Source organism: Streptococcus mitis ATCC 6249, from assembly GCF_000146585.1.
In the GTDB taxonomy this organism is placed as follows: domain Bacteria; phylum Bacillota; class Bacilli; order Lactobacillales; family Streptococcaceae; genus Streptococcus; species Streptococcus mitis_AZ.
In genome coordinates, this window is sequence record NZ_GL397179.1 from 28,056 (window position 1) to 44,397 (window position 16,342).

13 protein-coding genes are annotated in these 16,342 nt (G+C 42.1%); 12 read left to right on the forward strand and 1 reads right to left on the reverse strand.

The genetic code is table 11. The features are described 5' to 3' along the window. The first annotated feature begins 28 nt into the window (after nt 1-28). The 12 genes from purM to purB all read left to right on the forward strand — a co-directional run bounded on the left by purM (nt 29) and on the right by purB (nt 12,141). Nucleotides 29-1,051, forward strand: coding sequence for a phosphoribosylformylglycinamidine cyclo-ligase (gene purM / locus HMPREF8571_RS02185; RefSeq protein ID WP_001284581.1), 1,023 nt, complete (start codon nt 29-31; stop codon nt 1,049-1,051). Then, a complete protein-coding gene (gene purN, locus HMPREF8571_RS02190) occupies nt 1,048-1,605 on the forward strand; it encodes a phosphoribosylglycinamide formyltransferase (RefSeq protein WP_000717481.1) in 558 nt (185 codons plus the stop codon). The genes purM and purN overlap by 4 nt, the downstream gene beginning before the upstream one ends. Next, nucleotides 1,602-2,258 carry a hypothetical protein gene (locus HMPREF8571_RS02195; protein ID WP_000608680.1) on the forward strand — a complete coding sequence of 219 codons (657 nt, stop codon included), beginning with the start codon at nt 1,602-1,604 and terminating at the stop codon, nt 2,256-2,258. The genes purN and HMPREF8571_RS02195 overlap by 4 nt, the downstream gene beginning before the upstream one ends. An 11-nt stretch (nt 2,259-2,269) precedes the next feature. Further along, nucleotides 2,270-3,817, forward strand: coding sequence for a bifunctional phosphoribosylaminoimidazolecarboxamide formyltransferase/IMP cyclohydrolase (purH, locus tag HMPREF8571_RS02200; RefSeq protein ID WP_000166546.1), 1,548 nt, complete (start codon nt 2,270-2,272; stop codon nt 3,815-3,817). Nucleotides 3,818-3,956: 139 nt separating this feature from the next. After that, complete coding sequence (locus HMPREF8571_RS02205; protein WP_001115076.1) at nt 3,957-4,814, forward strand: hypothetical protein; 858 nt, start codon at nt 3,957-3,959, stop codon at nt 4,812-4,814. Between the two features lie 2 nt (nt 4,815-4,816). After that, nucleotides 4,817-5,299, forward strand: a complete 483-nt coding sequence (locus tag HMPREF8571_RS02210) for a Panacea domain-containing protein (protein WP_000794233.1) — start codon at nt 4,817-4,819, stop codon at nt 5,297-5,299. 266 nt (nt 5,300-5,565) lie between these two features. Further along, the gene (gene purD / locus HMPREF8571_RS02215) at nt 5,566-6,828 is read left to right on the forward strand and encodes a phosphoribosylamine--glycine ligase (RefSeq protein WP_000772248.1); all 1,263 of its coding nucleotides are present in this window, start codon (nt 5,566-5,568) and stop codon (nt 6,826-6,828) included. 239 nt (nt 6,829-7,067) lie between these two features. Next, nucleotides 7,068-7,556, forward strand: coding sequence for a 5-(carboxyamino)imidazole ribonucleotide mutase (gene purE / locus HMPREF8571_RS02220; protein WP_000805607.1), 489 nt, complete (start codon nt 7,068-7,070; stop codon nt 7,554-7,556). Further along, entirely contained in the window at nt 7,543-8,634 is a 1,092-nt protein-coding gene (gene purK / locus HMPREF8571_RS02225; RefSeq protein WP_000099068.1) for a 5-(carboxyamino)imidazole ribonucleotide synthase, read from the forward strand. Before purE ends, purK begins: the two co-directional genes overlap by 14 nt. Before the next feature lie 44 nt (nt 8,635-8,678). Continuing rightward, a complete protein-coding gene (locus tag HMPREF8571_RS02230; protein WP_000848593.1) occupies nt 8,679-9,371 on the forward strand; it encodes an aspartate/glutamate racemase family protein in 693 nt (230 codons plus the stop codon). A gap of 97 nt (nt 9,372-9,468) precedes the next feature. After that, on the forward strand, nt 9,469-10,419 hold the full coding sequence (locus HMPREF8571_RS02235; RefSeq protein WP_000536672.1) for a HEPN/Toprim-associated domain-containing protein: 951 nt from the start codon (nt 9,469-9,471) through the stop codon (nt 10,417-10,419). A gap of 423 nt (nt 10,420-10,842) precedes the next feature. After that, nucleotides 10,843-12,141 carry an adenylosuccinate lyase gene (gene purB, locus HMPREF8571_RS02240; protein WP_000610722.1) on the forward strand — a complete coding sequence of 433 codons (1,299 nt, stop codon included), beginning with the start codon at nt 10,843-10,845 and terminating at the stop codon, nt 12,139-12,141. Nucleotides 12,142-12,198: 57 nt separating this feature from the next. Here the strand turns inward: purB and strH are convergent, their stop codons facing one another. Then, on the reverse strand, nt 12,199-16,230 hold the full coding sequence (gene strH / locus HMPREF8571_RS02245) for an LPXTG-anchored beta-N-acetylhexosaminidase StrH (protein WP_000764170.1): 4,032 nt from the start codon (nt 16,228-16,230) through the stop codon (nt 12,199-12,201). Between the last annotated feature and the right edge of the window lie 112 nt (nt 16,231-16,342).

The window sequence follows — 16,342 nt, forward strand, 5'->3', positions numbered from 1 at the left end:
AATCTTCTCAAAGAAAAGGAAAAATAAAATGGCAAATAAAAATGCGTACGCCCAGTCGGGTGTGGATGTTGAAGCGGGTTATGAAGTTGTTGAGCGGATCAAAAAGCACGTGGCTCGCACGGAGCGTGCGGGTGTCATGGGAGCTCTTGGTGGTTTCGGTGGCATGTTTGACCTCTCAAAAACAGGTGTCAAAGAACCGGTCTTGATTTCAGGGACTGACGGTGTCGGAACCAAGCTCATGCTGGCTATCAAGTACGACAAGCACGATACCATCGGGCAGGACTGTGTGGCCATGTGTGTCAATGATATCATCGCTGCAGGTGCGGAGCCTCTTTACTTCCTTGACTACGTCGCGACAGGGAAGAATGAACCAGCTAAACTAGAACAAGTCGTTGCTGGTGTGGCAGAAGGTTGTGTGCAGGCAGGCGCTGCTCTCATCGGTGGGGAAACGGCTGAAATGCCTGGTATGTATGGCGCAGATGACTACGATCTGGCTGGCTTTGCAGTCGGTGTGGCTGAAAAATCTCAAATTATAGACGGCTCAAAGGTGTCTGAAGGCGATGTTCTTCTCGGACTTGCCTCAAGTGGGATTCACTCAAATGGTTACTCCCTCGTTCGTCGTGTTTTTGCGGACTACACAGGTGAGGAAGTCTTGCCGGAATTGGAAGGCAAGAAACTCAAGGAAGTCCTTCTTGAGCCGACTCGTATCTATGTCAAGGCTGTCTTGCCACTCATCAAGGAAGAGTTAGTCAACGGCATTGCCCACATCACAGGTGGCGGCTTTATCGAGAATGTTCCTCGTATGTTTGCGGCTGACCTAGCTGCGGAAATTGAAGAAGACAAGGTTCCAGTCCTTCCTATTTTCAAAGCTCTTGAAAAATACGGTGAAATCAAGCATGAAGAATTGTTTGAAATCTTCAATATGGGTGTGGGACTCATGCTGGCAGTTAGCCCTGAAAATGTAGGTCGCGTCAAGGAATTGTTGGATGAACCAGTCTATGAAATTGGTCGCATCGTCAAGAAAGAAAACGAAAGTGTCATCATCAAATGAAAAAAATAGCGGTTTTTGCCTCTGGTAATGGCTCAAATTTTCAGGTGATTGCTGAAGAATTTCCGGTTGAGTTTGTCTTTTCAGACCATCGTGACGCCTATGTGCTCGAGCGTGCAGACAAGCTCGGCGTTCTGTCCTATGCTTTTGAACTCAAGGAGTTTGAGAACAAGGCGGACTACGAAGCAGCTCTTGTCGAGCTCTTGGAAGAACACCAGATTGACTTGGTTTGTCTAGCAGGCTACATGAAAATCGTTGGGCCAACTTTGCTCGCTGCTTACGAGGGTCGGATCATTAACATTCATCCAGCCTACCTACCAGAATTTCCAGGAGCTCATGGGATTGAGGACGCTTGGAATGCTGGCGTAGACCTGTCTGGAGTGACCATTCACTGGGTGGATTCGGGTGTGGATACAGGCAAGGTCATCAAACAAGTACGCGTACCACGACTAGCTGATGATACCATCGAAAGCTTTGAAGCTCGCATTCATGAGGCAGAGTACAAGTTGTATCCAGAGGTGTTGGATAGCTTGGGAGTGGAGAGAAGGTATGAATGATAAATAAAATTAAATCGTCCCCTTTTTTGAAAACAATTGTATTTTTTTCGGCATTTTCAATTTTGTTGTTTGTTGTTGATTCTTTTGATTTGATAACAAAAATATTTGGATTCCTTGGTATGAAACCGAATCATATGAATAGTTGGTTAGCATACATAGGCTCTATATCAGGATTGTTGATGACTTCTTATATTTATACCGCTTCTCTCAAGAAGGATAGCGATATTAGAGAGATAGAACAACGTTATAATAATTTACCAATATTAATAATGGGAGTAGAATTAATAGATAATAAACTTCAGATATCAGCAAAGAATATTGGATTAAATCATGCAATTCTAAAGTATTGGAAATTGAATGAATTTGAAGATCAGAGTGAAAATACTCAACAATTACATGGAACAAAAGGTGACATTAATCAATTTCCAATTGTTGAAAAAGACAAAGACGAAGAATATTCTGTAAAAATTCCTCTTGATGAAGGTATAGAAATTTCAAATATTAAAGAAATAATAATTATATATACTGACATTTTTGGAAAAAATTATTATTATAATAAATTCAAAAACGAAAATGGTAAGTTTGAACAATCTCAATATGCGATATTTGATCAAAATAGAACTGAAAAAAATAAAGTAAAAATAAGTAAATGAAAGGAAAAAACATGACTAAACGCGCCTTAATCAGCGTCTCAGATAAAGCAGGCATTGTTGAATTTGCCCAAGAACTTAAAAAACTTGGTTGGGAGATTATCTCGACAGGTGGGACAAAGGTTGCCCTTGACAATGCTGGGGTGGAGACCATTGCAATTGATGATGTGACGGGCTTCCCAGAAATGATGGATGGCCGTGTCAAGACCCTTCACCCAAATATCCATGGTGGGCTCCTCGCTCGTCGTGATCTCGATAGCCATCTAGAGGCTGCTAAGGACAATCAAATCGAACTCATCGACCTTGTGGTGGTCAACCTTTACCCATTCAAGGAAACCATTCTTAAACCAGACGTGACGTACGCTGATGCGGTTGAGAACATCGATATCGGTGGGCCATCTATGCTTCGTTCAGCAGCTAAAAACCACGCTAGCGTGACCGTTGTTGTAGACCCTGCTGACTATGCTGTTGTTCTTGACGAATTGGCAGCAAACGGCGAAACCTCTTATGAAACTCGCCAACGTTTGGCGGCTAAGGTTTTCCGTCACACAGCAGCTTACGATGCCTTGATTGCAGAGTATTTCACAGCTCAAGTGGGTGAAAGCAAACCTGAAAAACTCACTCTGACTTATGACCTTAAACAAGCTATGCGTTACGGTGAAAATCCTCAACAAGACGCAGATTTCTACCAAAAAGCCTTGCCGACAGATTACTCCATCGCTTCAGCGAAACAGCTTAACGGGAAGGAATTGTCCTTTAACAATATCCGCGATGCGGATGCTGCTATTCGTATTATTCGTGATTTTAAAGAACGTCCAACCGTTGTGGCTCTCAAACACATGAACCCATGTGGAATCGGTCAGGCAGATGACATCGAGACTGCTTGGGATTATGCTTATGAGTCTGACCCAGTGTCTATCTTTGGTGGAATTGTTGTTCTCAACCGTGAGGTGGACGCTGCGACAGCTGAGAAGATGCACGATGTCTTCCTTGAAATCATCATTGCACCAAGCTATACGGATGAAGCGCTAGCTATTTTGACCAACAAAAAGAAAAACTTGCGTATCCTTGCTTTGCCATTTGATGCTCAAGATGCTAGCGAAATAGAAGCAGAATACACAGGCGTTGTCGGTGGACTTCTCGTGCAAAACCAAGACGTGGTCAAGGAAAGCCCAGCTGACTGGCAAGTGGTAACAAAACGCCAGCCAACTGAGACAGAAGCAACCGCCCTCGAGTTTGCTTGGAAAGCTATCAAATATGTCAAATCAAACGGTATCATCGTGACCAACGACCACATGACACTTGGTGTTGGTCCTGGCCAAACCAACCGTGTAGCTTCGGTCCGTATTGCTATTGACCAAGCTAAAGATCGTCTGGACGGTGCTGTTCTTGCTTCGGATGCCTTCTTCCCATTTGCGGATAATGTGGAAGAAATCGCTAAAGCAGGTATTAAGGCTATCATCCAGCCAGGAGGCTCTGTCCGTGACCAAGAGTCCATCGAAGCAGCGGACAAATATGGCTTGACTATGGTCTTCACAGGCGTGAGACATTTTAGGCATTAAGAAGTTAATAAATAGCGAAAAGCAATCAGCTAAAAGTTGGTTGTTTTATTTTGTAAATTTATCGTCTAACTATGAAATTTTGAATAGATTCTGTTATAATTATTTTGAACAAGATGTAATTATATAGATTGGACAAGTTATGCCTGAGCAACAAAATGATAGTAATTGGTTTAAATGGTGGAATTATGTAAAAGAGGAGGTAGGGATAAAAAATTATGTAAAACAATTATTTCCTCAATATTTTATAATTGTAATTCCAATATTATTGTCTTTGCCAATATTTCCTTTACAAGTTTTGATGAAGCATTGGTGGGGAGTTCTGATTCTAATAATTATAATTTTAATTTTAATTGCAGCTCAAACTTTTTTTGAATATAAAAATGATATAAAACATGTTCAAAAAATTCAACAATTAGAAGAAGAAGTTGAAAGAGCTAGACAAGAAAAAGAGCGTCTTGAAAATGAAAATGAATTTTATGCCTTAACAATTGAAGATAATCAAAAATATTTTTTAATCATGCTTTATAGAAAATTAGGGTTAACGGAATCAGATAGAATATCATTATATTATAGAAATAGTATTGATAAAGACTTTGAAATTGTAGCTCGATATAGTACATCAAATCGTTTTAAAGAGCATAGTCGCCCTTCGTATCCACATGATCAGGGCTATATTTCTAAATGTTGGGAAACAAAGGATGATGATTTTTATGTGGAGGCTATTCCTGAAGCAAGCTATACTGAAAACATTGATTATTTTGCTAGTGAAATGAATATGGCTCCTGAAACACTAAGACATTTAAAAATGAAAAGTCGCGCATTTTATATAAAAAATGTGAAGGACAAGAATAGGGATAAGTCTATAGGCGTTATTGTTATCGAATCTATAAATTCTAAAATCGCGAATTTAAATGAGAAACAATTGAAAAGTAAATTAGATTCTGATATGATGGAGTATCTATATCAACTTATGGACAATAAATTAAGAGGAAATTAATAATGAAAAATATGGTAGATCAAGTATTACGCTATATAGTAAAAAACTATCCCATTCCTGAAGAATTAACTAAAACAAGAACAACGAAGTTAGTGTACTTGGTTGATTGGGAAATGGCTAAGAGAAAACACAGGCAGTTAACTGATATTGAATGGAAATTTGATCATTTTGGGCCTTTTGTTTCAGATGTTTATGATGCAGCTGATGAAGATAAGGAATTGAGTATTGTGAAAAAGCAATCAGCATTTGGTACAACAAAGTACATAGTTCAATCTAAAAATGATAGGGAACGGCTAGAATATCCTGATTTAGATAGAGAAACACAAGCGATAATTGATGATGTAATTGATAAAACAAGGAATCTTTATTGGAACGGATTTATTGAGTATGTCTATGATACATATCCAATAAAACATGTTCAAAAGTATAATCATTTAAATTTAGTTCAATTAGCAGAGGAAGAATCCAGATTACACATTCAATAATTTTAAAAATCCCCGGTTCGTTATGAACCGAGGATTTTTCTTGTTCGCTTTTTTTTATTTCATTTACCAAGTCTAAGAATTTATCTTATAGAATTCCTAAAGTCAAAATTTTTTTGTCCCAGCCTCATTAAGTGTTTAAAGATTTAAAAAATGAACTAGCTTCTGTAAGTTTATTCGATGTTGTATTTTTACTCGCAAATATAATTAGATTATAACGAACGTTTATGATATAATATTAGTAAATAATTCGCAAAAGAGGTTGAGAAATGAAACTGCTTGTTGTCGGTTCGGGTGGTCGTGAACATGTCATTGCTAAGAAGTTGCTTGAGTCAAAAGAGGTTGAAAAGGTCTTTGTAGCTCCTGGGAATGACGGGATGACTCTGGATGGTTTGGAATTGGTAAACATCTCTATTTCCGAACATTCTAAATTGATTGAGTTTGCAAAGGTCAATGATATCGCTTGGTCCTTTATCGGACCAGATGATGCCCTTGCGGCTGGGATTGTGGATGATTTTAATACAGCTGGTCTCCAAGCCTTTGGACCGACAAGATTGGCGGCGGAGCTGGAGTGGTCCAAGGATTTTGCCAAGGAAATCATGGTCAAATACGGCGTTCCGACAGCAGCCTATGGGACTTTTTCAGATTTTGAGGAAGCTAAGGCTTATATCGAAAAGCATGGGGCACCTATCGTAGTCAAGGCGGATGGATTGGCGCTCGGAAAAGGTGTCGTTGTTGCAGAGACTGTTGAGCAAGCAGTCGAAGCCGCTCATGAGATGCTTTTGGACAATAAATTTGGTGACTCAGGTGCGCGTGTGGTTATTGAGGAATTCCTTGAAGGAGAGGAATTTTCACTCTTTGCCTTTGTCAATGGGGACAAGTTCTACATTATGCCAACGGCTCAGGACCACAAACGTGCCTATGATGGCGACAAGGGGCCTAACACGGGTGGTATGGGTGCCTATGCACCAGTTCCACACTTGCCACAGAGTGTAGTTGATACAGCGGTTAAGACTATTGTCAAGCCAGTCCTTGAGGGCATGATTCAGGAAGGTCGTCCTTATCTGGGAGTTCTTTACGCAGGGCTTATCTTGACAGCTGATGGACCTAAGGTTATCGAGTTTAACGCTCGCTTCGGAGATCCTGAAACTCAGATTATCCTACCTCGTCTGACATCTGACTTTGCACAAAATATTACAGATATCCTTGATGGTAAGGAGCCAAACATCACTTGGACGGACAAGGGTGTGACTCTGGGTGTGGTTGTCGCATCAAACGGCTACCCGCTAGACTATGAAAAAGGTGTTGAATTGCCAGTAAAAACCGAGGGGGATATCATCACTTACTATGCAGGGGCTAAGTTTGCGGAAAATAGCAGAGCACTGCTATCAAACGGTGGACGTGTCTATATGCTCGTCACCACAGCAGAAACCGTCAAAGAAGCCCGAGAAACCATCTACCAAGTACTATCGCAACAAAAAACAGAAGGACTCTTTTACCGAACAGATATCGGAAGCAAGGCAATTAAGTAACGATATAAGAATAACGCGACGAATTTGCCAAATACGATAATGGTTGCATAACTTGCGAGCATTAGCGAGCAATAAAATAACAATCACCGCCGTTGTGAAAGAACAATTGGATTATAAGCTAATCGTTTAGGGAAATCGGAAGACCTTGGGCTTCCGATTTAGGCATGAGACACCTTTGGTGGCCGCTGCCGTCCCTCACAACCTAAGGTGATTGTTGAAAGGAAGAAAAAGGAGAAAAAATGAAACCAGTAATTTCCATCATCATGGGCTCAAAATCCGACTGGGCAACCATGCAAAAAACAGCAGAAGTTCTAGACCGCTTCGGTGTAGCTTACGAAAAGAAAGTTGTCTCTGCCCACCGTACTCCAGACCTCATGTTCAGACATGCGGAGGAAGCTCGTAGTCGCGGTATCAAGGTCATTATCGCAGGTGCAGGTGGCGCAGCCCATTTGCCAGGAATGGTCGCAGCCAAAACAACCCTTCCTGTCATCGGTGTACCTGTCAAATCGCGTGCTCTTAGTGGCGTGGACTCACTCTACTCTATCGTACAGATGCCAGGTGGTGTGCCTGTTGCGACGATGGCTATCGGTGAAGCAGGAGCGACAAATGCGGCCCTCTTTGCCCTCCGTCTCCTTTCAGTAGAGGACCAGGCTATTGCTACAGCATTAGCAGATTTCGCAGAAGAACAAGGAAAAATTGCAGAGGAGTCTACAAATGAGCTCGTCTAAAACAATCGGAATTATCGGTGGCGGTCAGCTGGGGCAGATGATGGCCATTTCTGCTATCTACATGGGGCACAAGGTCATCGCGCTGGATCCTGTGGCGGATTGCCCAGCCTCTCGCGTGGCGGAGATCATAGTGGCTCCTTATAACGATGTGGATGCCCTCCGTCAGTTGGCTGAGCGTTGCGATGTCCTCACCTATGAGTTTGAAAATGTCGATGCTGACGGCTTGGATGCTGTCATCAAGGATGGACAACTCCCTCAAGGAACAGACCTGCTCCGCATTTCACAAAACCGTATCTTTGAGAAGGACTTTCTTTCAAATAAGGCTCAAGTCACTGTGGCACCCTACAAGGTTGTGACTTCAAATCAAGATTTGGCAGATATTGACCTTTCTAAAAACTATGTCCTAAAGACTGCGACAGGTGGCTATGATGGGCATGGACAAAAGGTTATTCGTTCAGAAGCAGACTTGGAAGAAGCCCGTGCACTAGCCGACTCAGCAGACTGTGTCTTGGAAGAATTCGTCAACTTTGACCTTGAAATTTCTGTCATCGTGTCAGGCAATGGCAAGGATGTGACAGTTTTTCCGGTTCAGGAAAATATCCATTGCAATAACATCCTTTCAAAAACTATTGTGCCTGCTCGCATTTCAGAAAGTCTAGCTGAAAAAGCCAAAGCTATGGCAGTGAGAATCGCTGAGCAACTCAATTTGTCTGGAACCCTCTGCGTGGAAATGTTTGCGACAGCGGATGACATCATCGTCAATGAAATCGCCCCACGCCCACATAACTCTGGTCACTACTCTATCGAAGCCTGCGACTTCTCTCAGTTTGATACCCATATTCTGGGCGTTCTAGGAGCACCATTGCCAGCAATTAAATTACATGCGCCAGCCGTTATGCTCAATGTCCTCGGCCAGCATGTCGAAGCCGCTGAAAAATATGTCACAGAAAATCCAAGCGCCCACCTCCACCTATATGGTAAAATAGAAGCGAAGCACAACCGCAAAATGGGACATGTGACGTTGTTTAGTGATGTGCCGGATGAGGTGGAGGAGTTTGGGAAAGGGATTGATTTTTGAAATGACAGACGGTGGCGATAAGCAAGGAGGAGTTTGATTAGTCTATGAAAACAATCGGTCTGATTGGTGGTATGAGTTGGGAAAGTACCACATCTTACTACCAAATCATCAACGAAATCATCAAAAAAGAGCTGGGTGGCCTGCATTCTGCTAAGATTCTACTTTATAGTGTTGATTTTGCAGAGATTGAGCATTATCAAGCAGTTGGAGACTGGGAGAAAAGCGGTCAACTTTTGGCAGATGTTGTTCAGCGCCTGGAGCAAGCAGGTGCGGATTTCATCGTTATTTGTACCAACACCATGCACAAGGTTGCTCCGCAGATACAAGAAAAGATTACGATTCCAATCTTGCATATTGCGCAGGCAACTGCGCAGGCCTTGTTGGCTGACGGTATTCAAAAAGTCGGCCTCTTAGGGACCAAGTACACCATGACTCAAGATTTTTACAAGGAGAAATTAATAGAGTCTGGGTTAGAAGTGCTGATTCCAGACCAAGCTGGAATTACAGAGGTCAATCGAATCATTTATGACGAACTTTGCCTAGGGAACATCAAAGAAAGCTCAAAGCAGACTTATCTTGCCATTATAGATGAATTGAAAAAAGCAGGTGCTGAAGCTGTTATCTTGGGTTGTACCGAGATTGGTCTCCTCGTCAAGCAATCCGACACTGACCTGCCACTCTATGACACAACAGTGATTCATGCAGAGAAAGCAGCGGAGTGGGCGGTAAATAAGTGACCATAGAAGACAAGCACAACTGCAAGATGGGACATGTGACTTTGTTTAGTGATGAACCGGATAGTGTGGATGAGTTTGGGAAAGGAGTAGAATTTTAGTGGGAACTATTATAGAATTATGTGCTGATAATTTAACGTTGGACTGGGGAAAAAATAATAATTATAAAGCTCATTCTTGGCTATTTTCAGAGGATGATAGATTTGAGAAGAAGTCTACTAACTATAATTTTTATAATGGGGCGTTAGCTATTTTCGATAATTTAGAGAATGTAAAATTCAGGTTAAATAATTTAGGTTATTCATTAGACGAAACTAAAAAACGACTTGAAGATCAAATTAATATTTGGCGTAGAGTACATGATTTTCCCGAAATAACTCAACTAATAATGAATTACATTAGTTCAATTAATCTTGATGATATTACAGATTTAACTATTCAAGAAGAATCTGAGTGCTTTGGTGAAGCTGATGTGTATCATTGGCTTGCAAAAAAGATAGAAGCCGATTCTATTTATATTGCAGAAAAAAATAAGTTGATAGCTAAGCTAGAAAATTCTGAGTATTATTTTGATGGTATAGAAGGATTTTTTTTTGAAAAATTAGATAGATATATTTTCTTACGTTTGTTATGTGAAAACCAATTTAATTTGGATAAAGAATTGAAATGGTTCTGTTATGATATTATAGAGTCGGGTTGGGCTTCAGTGGAAGATATACAATACTTTGATAATAAATATTTTGTCATTGAACACAATAAATTGTATGGGAAAATAAATAGATACGCCATTCAACAAGATAATATTAACGATAGCGTATCACAATTTGATAGTTGGTTAAGTAGTAAAGGGCTCCTGCAAAATAGAAATTATCAGAGAGAAAATTTAAGTACAGGTACTTTAACATCAACAAGATATACAACTCCGACTTTTATACGGAATATAATTCATCATCCTGAGAATACTAATAATACTTTTAATGATGGTGATTTAAAAGAATCAATTAATTCTATGCTTGATTTAATTAAGCAAAATGGTATAAATTTAATTTGAAGGAAAATACAATGATTGACTATTCTTCTCATTTTAATCTAACAACTGGAATGATTGAAAGTGAAGCATGTGTCTGATTGAACGATTTCATAAATTGAGCGGAATATTGAATTCCATAAAGATGAGCTAGTTCAAAATTGTTTTCGAGTCTTGATGGGATCAGTCTTAGCAGACTTTTGAGCTATTGCTTCAAAGCATAAACGAATGAACGTCGTTAGTAATTACCTAAAAGTATCATAAAAATAAAAATCGCTTGTCAGGACAAAGAGAAATTTAGAAAAGAGCAAAGATAGCTGTATTAATAAAATTGAATCTGGGATACTTTGTATCTGTAAAAATAGAGAGGAACAAGGGCGCTGTATCCTCTAAACTGAATACGGGCTACGGACTTCCTAATTGTAAACAAAGAAAGGAAAAGAAAACATGATCAACCGTTACTCTCGCCCTGAAATGGCGAACATTTGGAGTGAAGAAAATAAATACCGTGCTTGGCTTGAGGTGGAAATCTTGGCTGATGAGGCATGGGCTGAGTTGGGGGAAATCCCTAAGGAAGATGTGGCTTTGATTCGCGAGAAGGCGGACTTCGACATCGACCGTATTTTAGAAATTGAGCAGGAGACACGCCACGATGTGGTAGCTTTCACGCGCGCGGTTTCTGAGACTCTTGGTGAAGAGCGCAAGTGGGTTCACTATGGATTGACTTCTACTGACGTGGTAGATACGGCCTACGGTTACCTCTACAAGCAGGCCAACGACATTATCCGTCGTGACCTTGAAAACTTCACCAACATCATCGCTGACAAGGCCAAGGAGCACAAGTTCACCATCATGATGGGTCGTACCCACGGTGTGCACGCTGAGCCAACAACTTTTGGTCTGAAATTAGCGACTTGGTACAGTGAAATGAAGCGTAACATCGAGCGTTTCGAGCATGCAGCTGCTGGTGTGGAAGCTGGTAAGATTTCTGGTGCGGTTGGTAACTTTGCCAACATCCCACCATTCGTTGAAAAATACGTCTGCGACAAACTCGGTATCCGTGCTCAAGAAATCTCTACACAGGTGCTTCCTCGTGACCTTCACGCTGAGTACTTCGCAGTTCTTGCCAGCATCGCAACTTCTATCGAGCGTATGGCGACTGAAATTCGTGGTCTTCAAAAATCTGAGCAACGCGAAGTAGAAGAGTTCTTTGCCAAAGGTCAAAAAGGGTCTTCAGCCATGCCACACAAACGTAACCCTATCGGTTCTGAAAACATGACAGGTCTGGCGCGTGTTATCCGTGGTCACATGGTGACGGCCTATGAAAACGTAGCCCTTTGGCACGAACGTGATATCTCTCACTCATCAGCTGAGCGCATCATCACACCAGATACGACTATTTTGATCGACTACATGCTCAACCGTTTTGGAAATATCGTTAAGAACTTGACGGTCTTCCCAGAAAACATGATCCGCAACATGAACTCAACTTTTGGTCTTATCTTTAGCCAGCGGGCTATGTTGACCTTGATTGAGAAAGGCATGACCCGTGAGCAAGCCTACGACCTTGTTCAACCGAAAACAGCCTACTCTTGGGACAATCAAGTAGACTTCAAACCGCTTCTCGAAGCAGATGCAGAGGTAACTTCTCGCCTCACTCAAGAAGAAATCGATGAAATCTTCAACCCAGTTTATTACACCAAACGAGTGGATGATATCTTTGAACGTATCGGACTTGGTGATTAATCATAAAATAAAAAAGCGAGATTCAATCTCGCTTTTTCGTATTCTCTTAGAAGAATCTTAGTCTTCTTTTCTCTTAGTCAGTCCGTAGGCTGCTAGAGTCGCCATGAGGCCTGCTGCGACCAAACCTGCAGAGTCTTGGCTTCCTGTTGCAGGGAGTTGTTTTTCATCTGCTTTGGCAGTAGTTGGTGCAGTTTGCTCAGCTTTCTCAACGGCAGTGCCGACTTCAACAACTTGAGTGACGGCTTCCTGTGTTACCACGCTATTGACAAGCGTTCTTTCTTCTTTTCCATCAGCAGTAGTACTTACAGAGTAGAAGGCAGTACGGTGGCCGTTAGCTCCTTTAGTAACAACTTGTGTTTGTCCTTTTGGTGATTGAGGATTTTCACGTGTCACAGTAGTGAATGGAATTTCTTCCTCTTGGATATCCAGTCTTGGTTTTGTTTCTGCGGCTGGAGCAAGACCGTGTTCGTCTCCTACATGGGTTACAAGGGTTCCGACTTCAATAACTTGGGTCACTGCTTCTTGAGTCACAAGGCTATCTACAAGAGTTTTCACTTCCTTACCGTCAGCACTAGTGCTCACAGAGTAGTAATGACTGCGACGGCCGTTAGCGCCTTTAGTAACGACTTGAGTCTTCCCTTTGAGCAAGAGTGGATTTTCACGTGTCACAGTAGTGAACGGAATCTCTTCTTCTTGGATATCCAGTCTTGGTTTCGCTTCGGCAGCTGGAGCAAGGCCACTTTCATCCCCTTTGTGGGTAATAGGGGCACCGATTTCAACCACTTGGGTCACAGGTTCTTTGGTTACTTGGCTATCTAGAACGGTTTCTGTTTGTTTACCATTTTCAGTAAGGACAGAGATGTAATGAGTGCGTTCACCCTCTACACCTGGTGTGACAATCTTTTCTTGCTTAGCTGGGAGGTTTGGATTTTCCTTCTTGATAACTTCAAATGGAATCTTTTCTGCTCTTGTGATGAGTTCCGGTTTGGTTTCAACATTGGCAGCTAGTTCGTTTTCATCGAGGCTTCCTGAGTGAGTTGCCGCTGGTTTGAGGTCTAGGCGGGCTGTCTTGAGTTTGGCTACGAGAGCGTCTAACTCGGCTTGTTTGCTGCGGTTGAGGTTGTAGTTGAGAGCCTCTTTAGCTGCATTTAGAGCATCGAGACTTTCTTTGCTGTATCCTTCCAAGTTAGTAGGGATTTGAGCAAGCTCCTCACGGAGAGCATTGTAGTCAGCGCGGAAGTAGTCTTTGTTGTGATCTGCGAAGGCAGTCATGAGTTCAAAGATTTCTTCTTCCTTGTACTCAGCACTTGGTCTATCTGCCCAGATAGCAAGCATACTACCAATAGTAGGAAGGTCAACTTCAGGGTATTTAGTTGATGCTAGTTGATTAAATGGAGTTTTCTCGGTATTTTCGAGAGCTTTTTTGAGGAAGCCACCGCCATCTTCTGGTTTTTGACCGAGAATGTAGTACCAGTCTCCGTTGGTATTAAGGAATTTGTAGCCTTTGCTTGCCAGATACTGAGGAGTTGCAAGGTTATAGCCCCACCACCCTTTAGACCAGTAAGAGATGATGACATCCTTGTCAAACTCAACATCATCCTTGTCCTCGTAGTAGAAACCATCGTTGAAGGCCATTGGTTGAAGGCCTCTTTCTTTAGCCATAGCAGCAAGAGTGTTGGCATATTCAGCAAACTTGCCATAGAGATTGTAGTATTTCAGATAATACCAGCCTTGAGCGTTGGTAGCATCATTGGCATATTCGTCTGTACCGTAGTTAAATATCTTAGTCTTGCCTGCAAAGAAGTCCATGTACTTGCCGATAAGGGCTTTTGTAAAGTTCATCGCTTCTTCGTTTTCAAGGTCCATGGTTGTTTTAGAGACCTTGTCAAAGTTGGCTTGAGGATTTTGGATACCTAATTTTTCCATAGCGACAAGCATGGCATCCATGTGACCTGGGCTGTTGATCGCTGGGATGAGTCCAATCCCTTTTGATTTTGCGTACTCGATCAATTCAGTGATTTCAGCCTGACTAAGAGTGGTTCCGTTTGGATCATCGTAGTAAGCTTTTGTCCCTTCAATGATGGCATTTTTGACATCGTCACTTGCATAAGTTTTTCCGTTAGCAGTGATAGTCATGTCATCAAGTAGGAAGCGAAGTCCATCATTTCCTAGGAGGAGATGCACATCAGAATATCCAAGTTCACTAGCTTTATCAATGATACGTTTGAGTTGTTCAGCTGAGAAGTACTTACGTCCAGCGTCGATTGAGATCACCTTGTTCTTGGCAAGTTTTTCAACTTCGCGTTTCTCGTCCTCCTCTTTTTGAGCTTCTGGTGTGAAGGTTAGGTTGCTGACAGCTTCTTGGAGTTTTGCAATTGCTTGGTCAATGGTGTCTTGTTGGGCACGGCTGAGGTTGCTATCGAGTGAGCGAATGGCTTTTTCAGCTTCTTTGACAGCTGCGACACTTTCTGCAGTATAGCGGTTAAGGTCTGTTGGAACTTCTTTCAGGGCTTGCTCAGCAGACTCATAGTCGGCAGCAAAGTATTCAGCATTGGCATTTGCGAAGCTACGCATGAGTTTGAAGAGGCGTGATGGAGAATAACGTGCTGATGGAGTATCTGTCCAAGCAGCTACCATACCGCCGATGAACGGAATATCTGCTCCTTCAGATTTTGGTACAGAAGTGATTGGAGTGTTCTTGATTCCATTGAGTCCTTGGTCCAGGTTGTACCAGCCTTGTCCGTCGGCATTTCGTCCGAGAACATAGTACCAAGCATCGTTGGTATTCAAGATTTGGTGACCTTTCTCAACTAGAAGTTTAGAAGAAGCGACGTCGTATCCGCCCCACCCACCAGTCCACATAGAAACGATGATATCTTTGTCAAAAGTACCAAAGCTTGTATCGCTATTGTAGTAGATGCCGTCGTTGAAGGCCATTGGTTTGAGACCGTGAGATTTGACGATTCGAGCAAGGTCGTTTGCGTAGGCGATAAATTTGTCATAACCCTTGTCAGGGAATCCATCTTCTGGATACCATTTATAGGCTTGAAGAACGCTCCAGCCTTTAGCGTCTGTAGCATCGTTAGCATACTCGTCTAGCCCGATGTTGAAGATGTCAGATTTGCCAGCGAAGTAAGCAGCATACTTGTCGATCAGAGCTTTAGTAAACTCAACAGCTTCTTTGTTATCCAGGTCAACGGTACGAGCAGATTCCTTACCAAAGTAGTTGAAGTTCGGTTTTTGGATGCCTAGTTCTTTCATGGCATGCAAAATGGCATCCATGTGACCAGGGCTGTTTACAGTTGGGATGAGACCAATGCCTTTGTTTTTAGCATAGTTGATCAAGTCCGTCATTTGACTCTCTGTCAAATGGTTGCCGTTTGGATCCTTGTAGTAGGCATCGGTTCCGTTTTCGAGTGCACGTTTGACATCATCGCTTGCATAGGTTTTGCCATTGGCTTTGATGGTCATGTCGTCCAGCATGAAACGCATGCCATCGTTTCCAACTAGTAAATGAAGATCAGTATAACCATAGTGTTTGGCTTTGTCGATGATTTCTTTGAGTTGCTCAGGCGAGAAGTACTTGCGTCCGGCATCAATTGAGATCATTTTTCTTTTAGCCAGTTTTTCATTTACCTGAGCTGCTCGTTCAGTGTTAGGAGTGGTTACTGCAGGTGTGGTTGCTTCATTTTTCTTTTCTGAAGAAGTGTTTTCTGCAGAAACTTCAGTTGGAGCAGGGCTTTCTTTCTCGGCAGTAGGAGTTGGAGTAGCATTTTCTGTCACAGCTGGTGCAGTTGTTTCTTCCGTTTTTGGAGCAACTGTTCGAGGAGCCTCCTGGTCTTCTTTGACCTCCTCTTTTACAGGTTTGTCAGCCTTTTCTTCCAGTTTTTCTGGGACCTTGGACTCCCCAGTCTCATCGGGTGTTTGAGGACTCTCCTGGACAGTTTGAACCGTTTCCTCAGCTGTTGGAGCCGGAGTAATCCCGTCGGCAGCTACGACTTGTGCGCTAAAAGCAAATCCTATAAGTACAGAAGCTGCTCCAACCGCGTATTTACGAATGGAGAAGCGCTGTTTCTTTTCTAGTTTCATGACAAAACCTCCTTGTTATTATCATATATGATAGCGTTTACATAAAACCAATTTTATTTTATTATCTAAGGGGTAAAATGTCAAGTGGGTTTATATAAGAACTATAATAAAT

Bases quoted from the DNA above. Each gene is read 5' to 3' on its own strand.
- purM (WP_001284581.1), top strand. From the start codon at position 29: ATGGCAAATAAAAATGCGTACGCCCAGTCGGGTGTGGATGTTGAAGCG.
- purN (WP_000717481.1), top strand. From the start codon at position 1,048: ATGAAAAAAATAGCGGTTTTTGCCTCTGGTAATGGCTCAAATTTTCAG.
- HMPREF8571_RS02195 (WP_000608680.1), top strand. From the start codon at position 1,602: ATGATAAATAAAATTAAATCGTCCCCTTTTTTGAAAACAATTGTATTT.
- purH (WP_000166546.1), top strand. From the start codon at position 2,270: ATGACTAAACGCGCCTTAATCAGCGTCTCAGATAAAGCAGGCATTGTT.
- HMPREF8571_RS02205 (WP_001115076.1), top strand. From the start codon at position 3,957: ATGCCTGAGCAACAAAATGATAGTAATTGGTTTAAATGGTGGAATTAT.
- HMPREF8571_RS02210 (WP_000794233.1), top strand. From the start codon at position 4,817: ATGAAAAATATGGTAGATCAAGTATTACGCTATATAGTAAAAAACTAT.
- purD (WP_000772248.1), top strand. From the start codon at position 5,566: ATGAAACTGCTTGTTGTCGGTTCGGGTGGTCGTGAACATGTCATTGCT.
- purE (WP_000805607.1), top strand. From the start codon at position 7,068: ATGAAACCAGTAATTTCCATCATCATGGGCTCAAAATCCGACTGGGCA.
- purK (WP_000099068.1), top strand. From the start codon at position 7,543: ATGAGCTCGTCTAAAACAATCGGAATTATCGGTGGCGGTCAGCTGGGG.
- HMPREF8571_RS02230 (WP_000848593.1), top strand. From the start codon at position 8,679: ATGAAAACAATCGGTCTGATTGGTGGTATGAGTTGGGAAAGTACCACA.
- purB (WP_000610722.1), top strand. From the start codon at position 10,843: ATGATCAACCGTTACTCTCGCCCTGAAATGGCGAACATTTGGAGTGAA.
- strH (WP_000764170.1), bottom strand. From the start codon at position 16,230: ATGAAACTAGAAAAGAAACAGCGCTTCTCCATTCGTAAATACGCGGTT.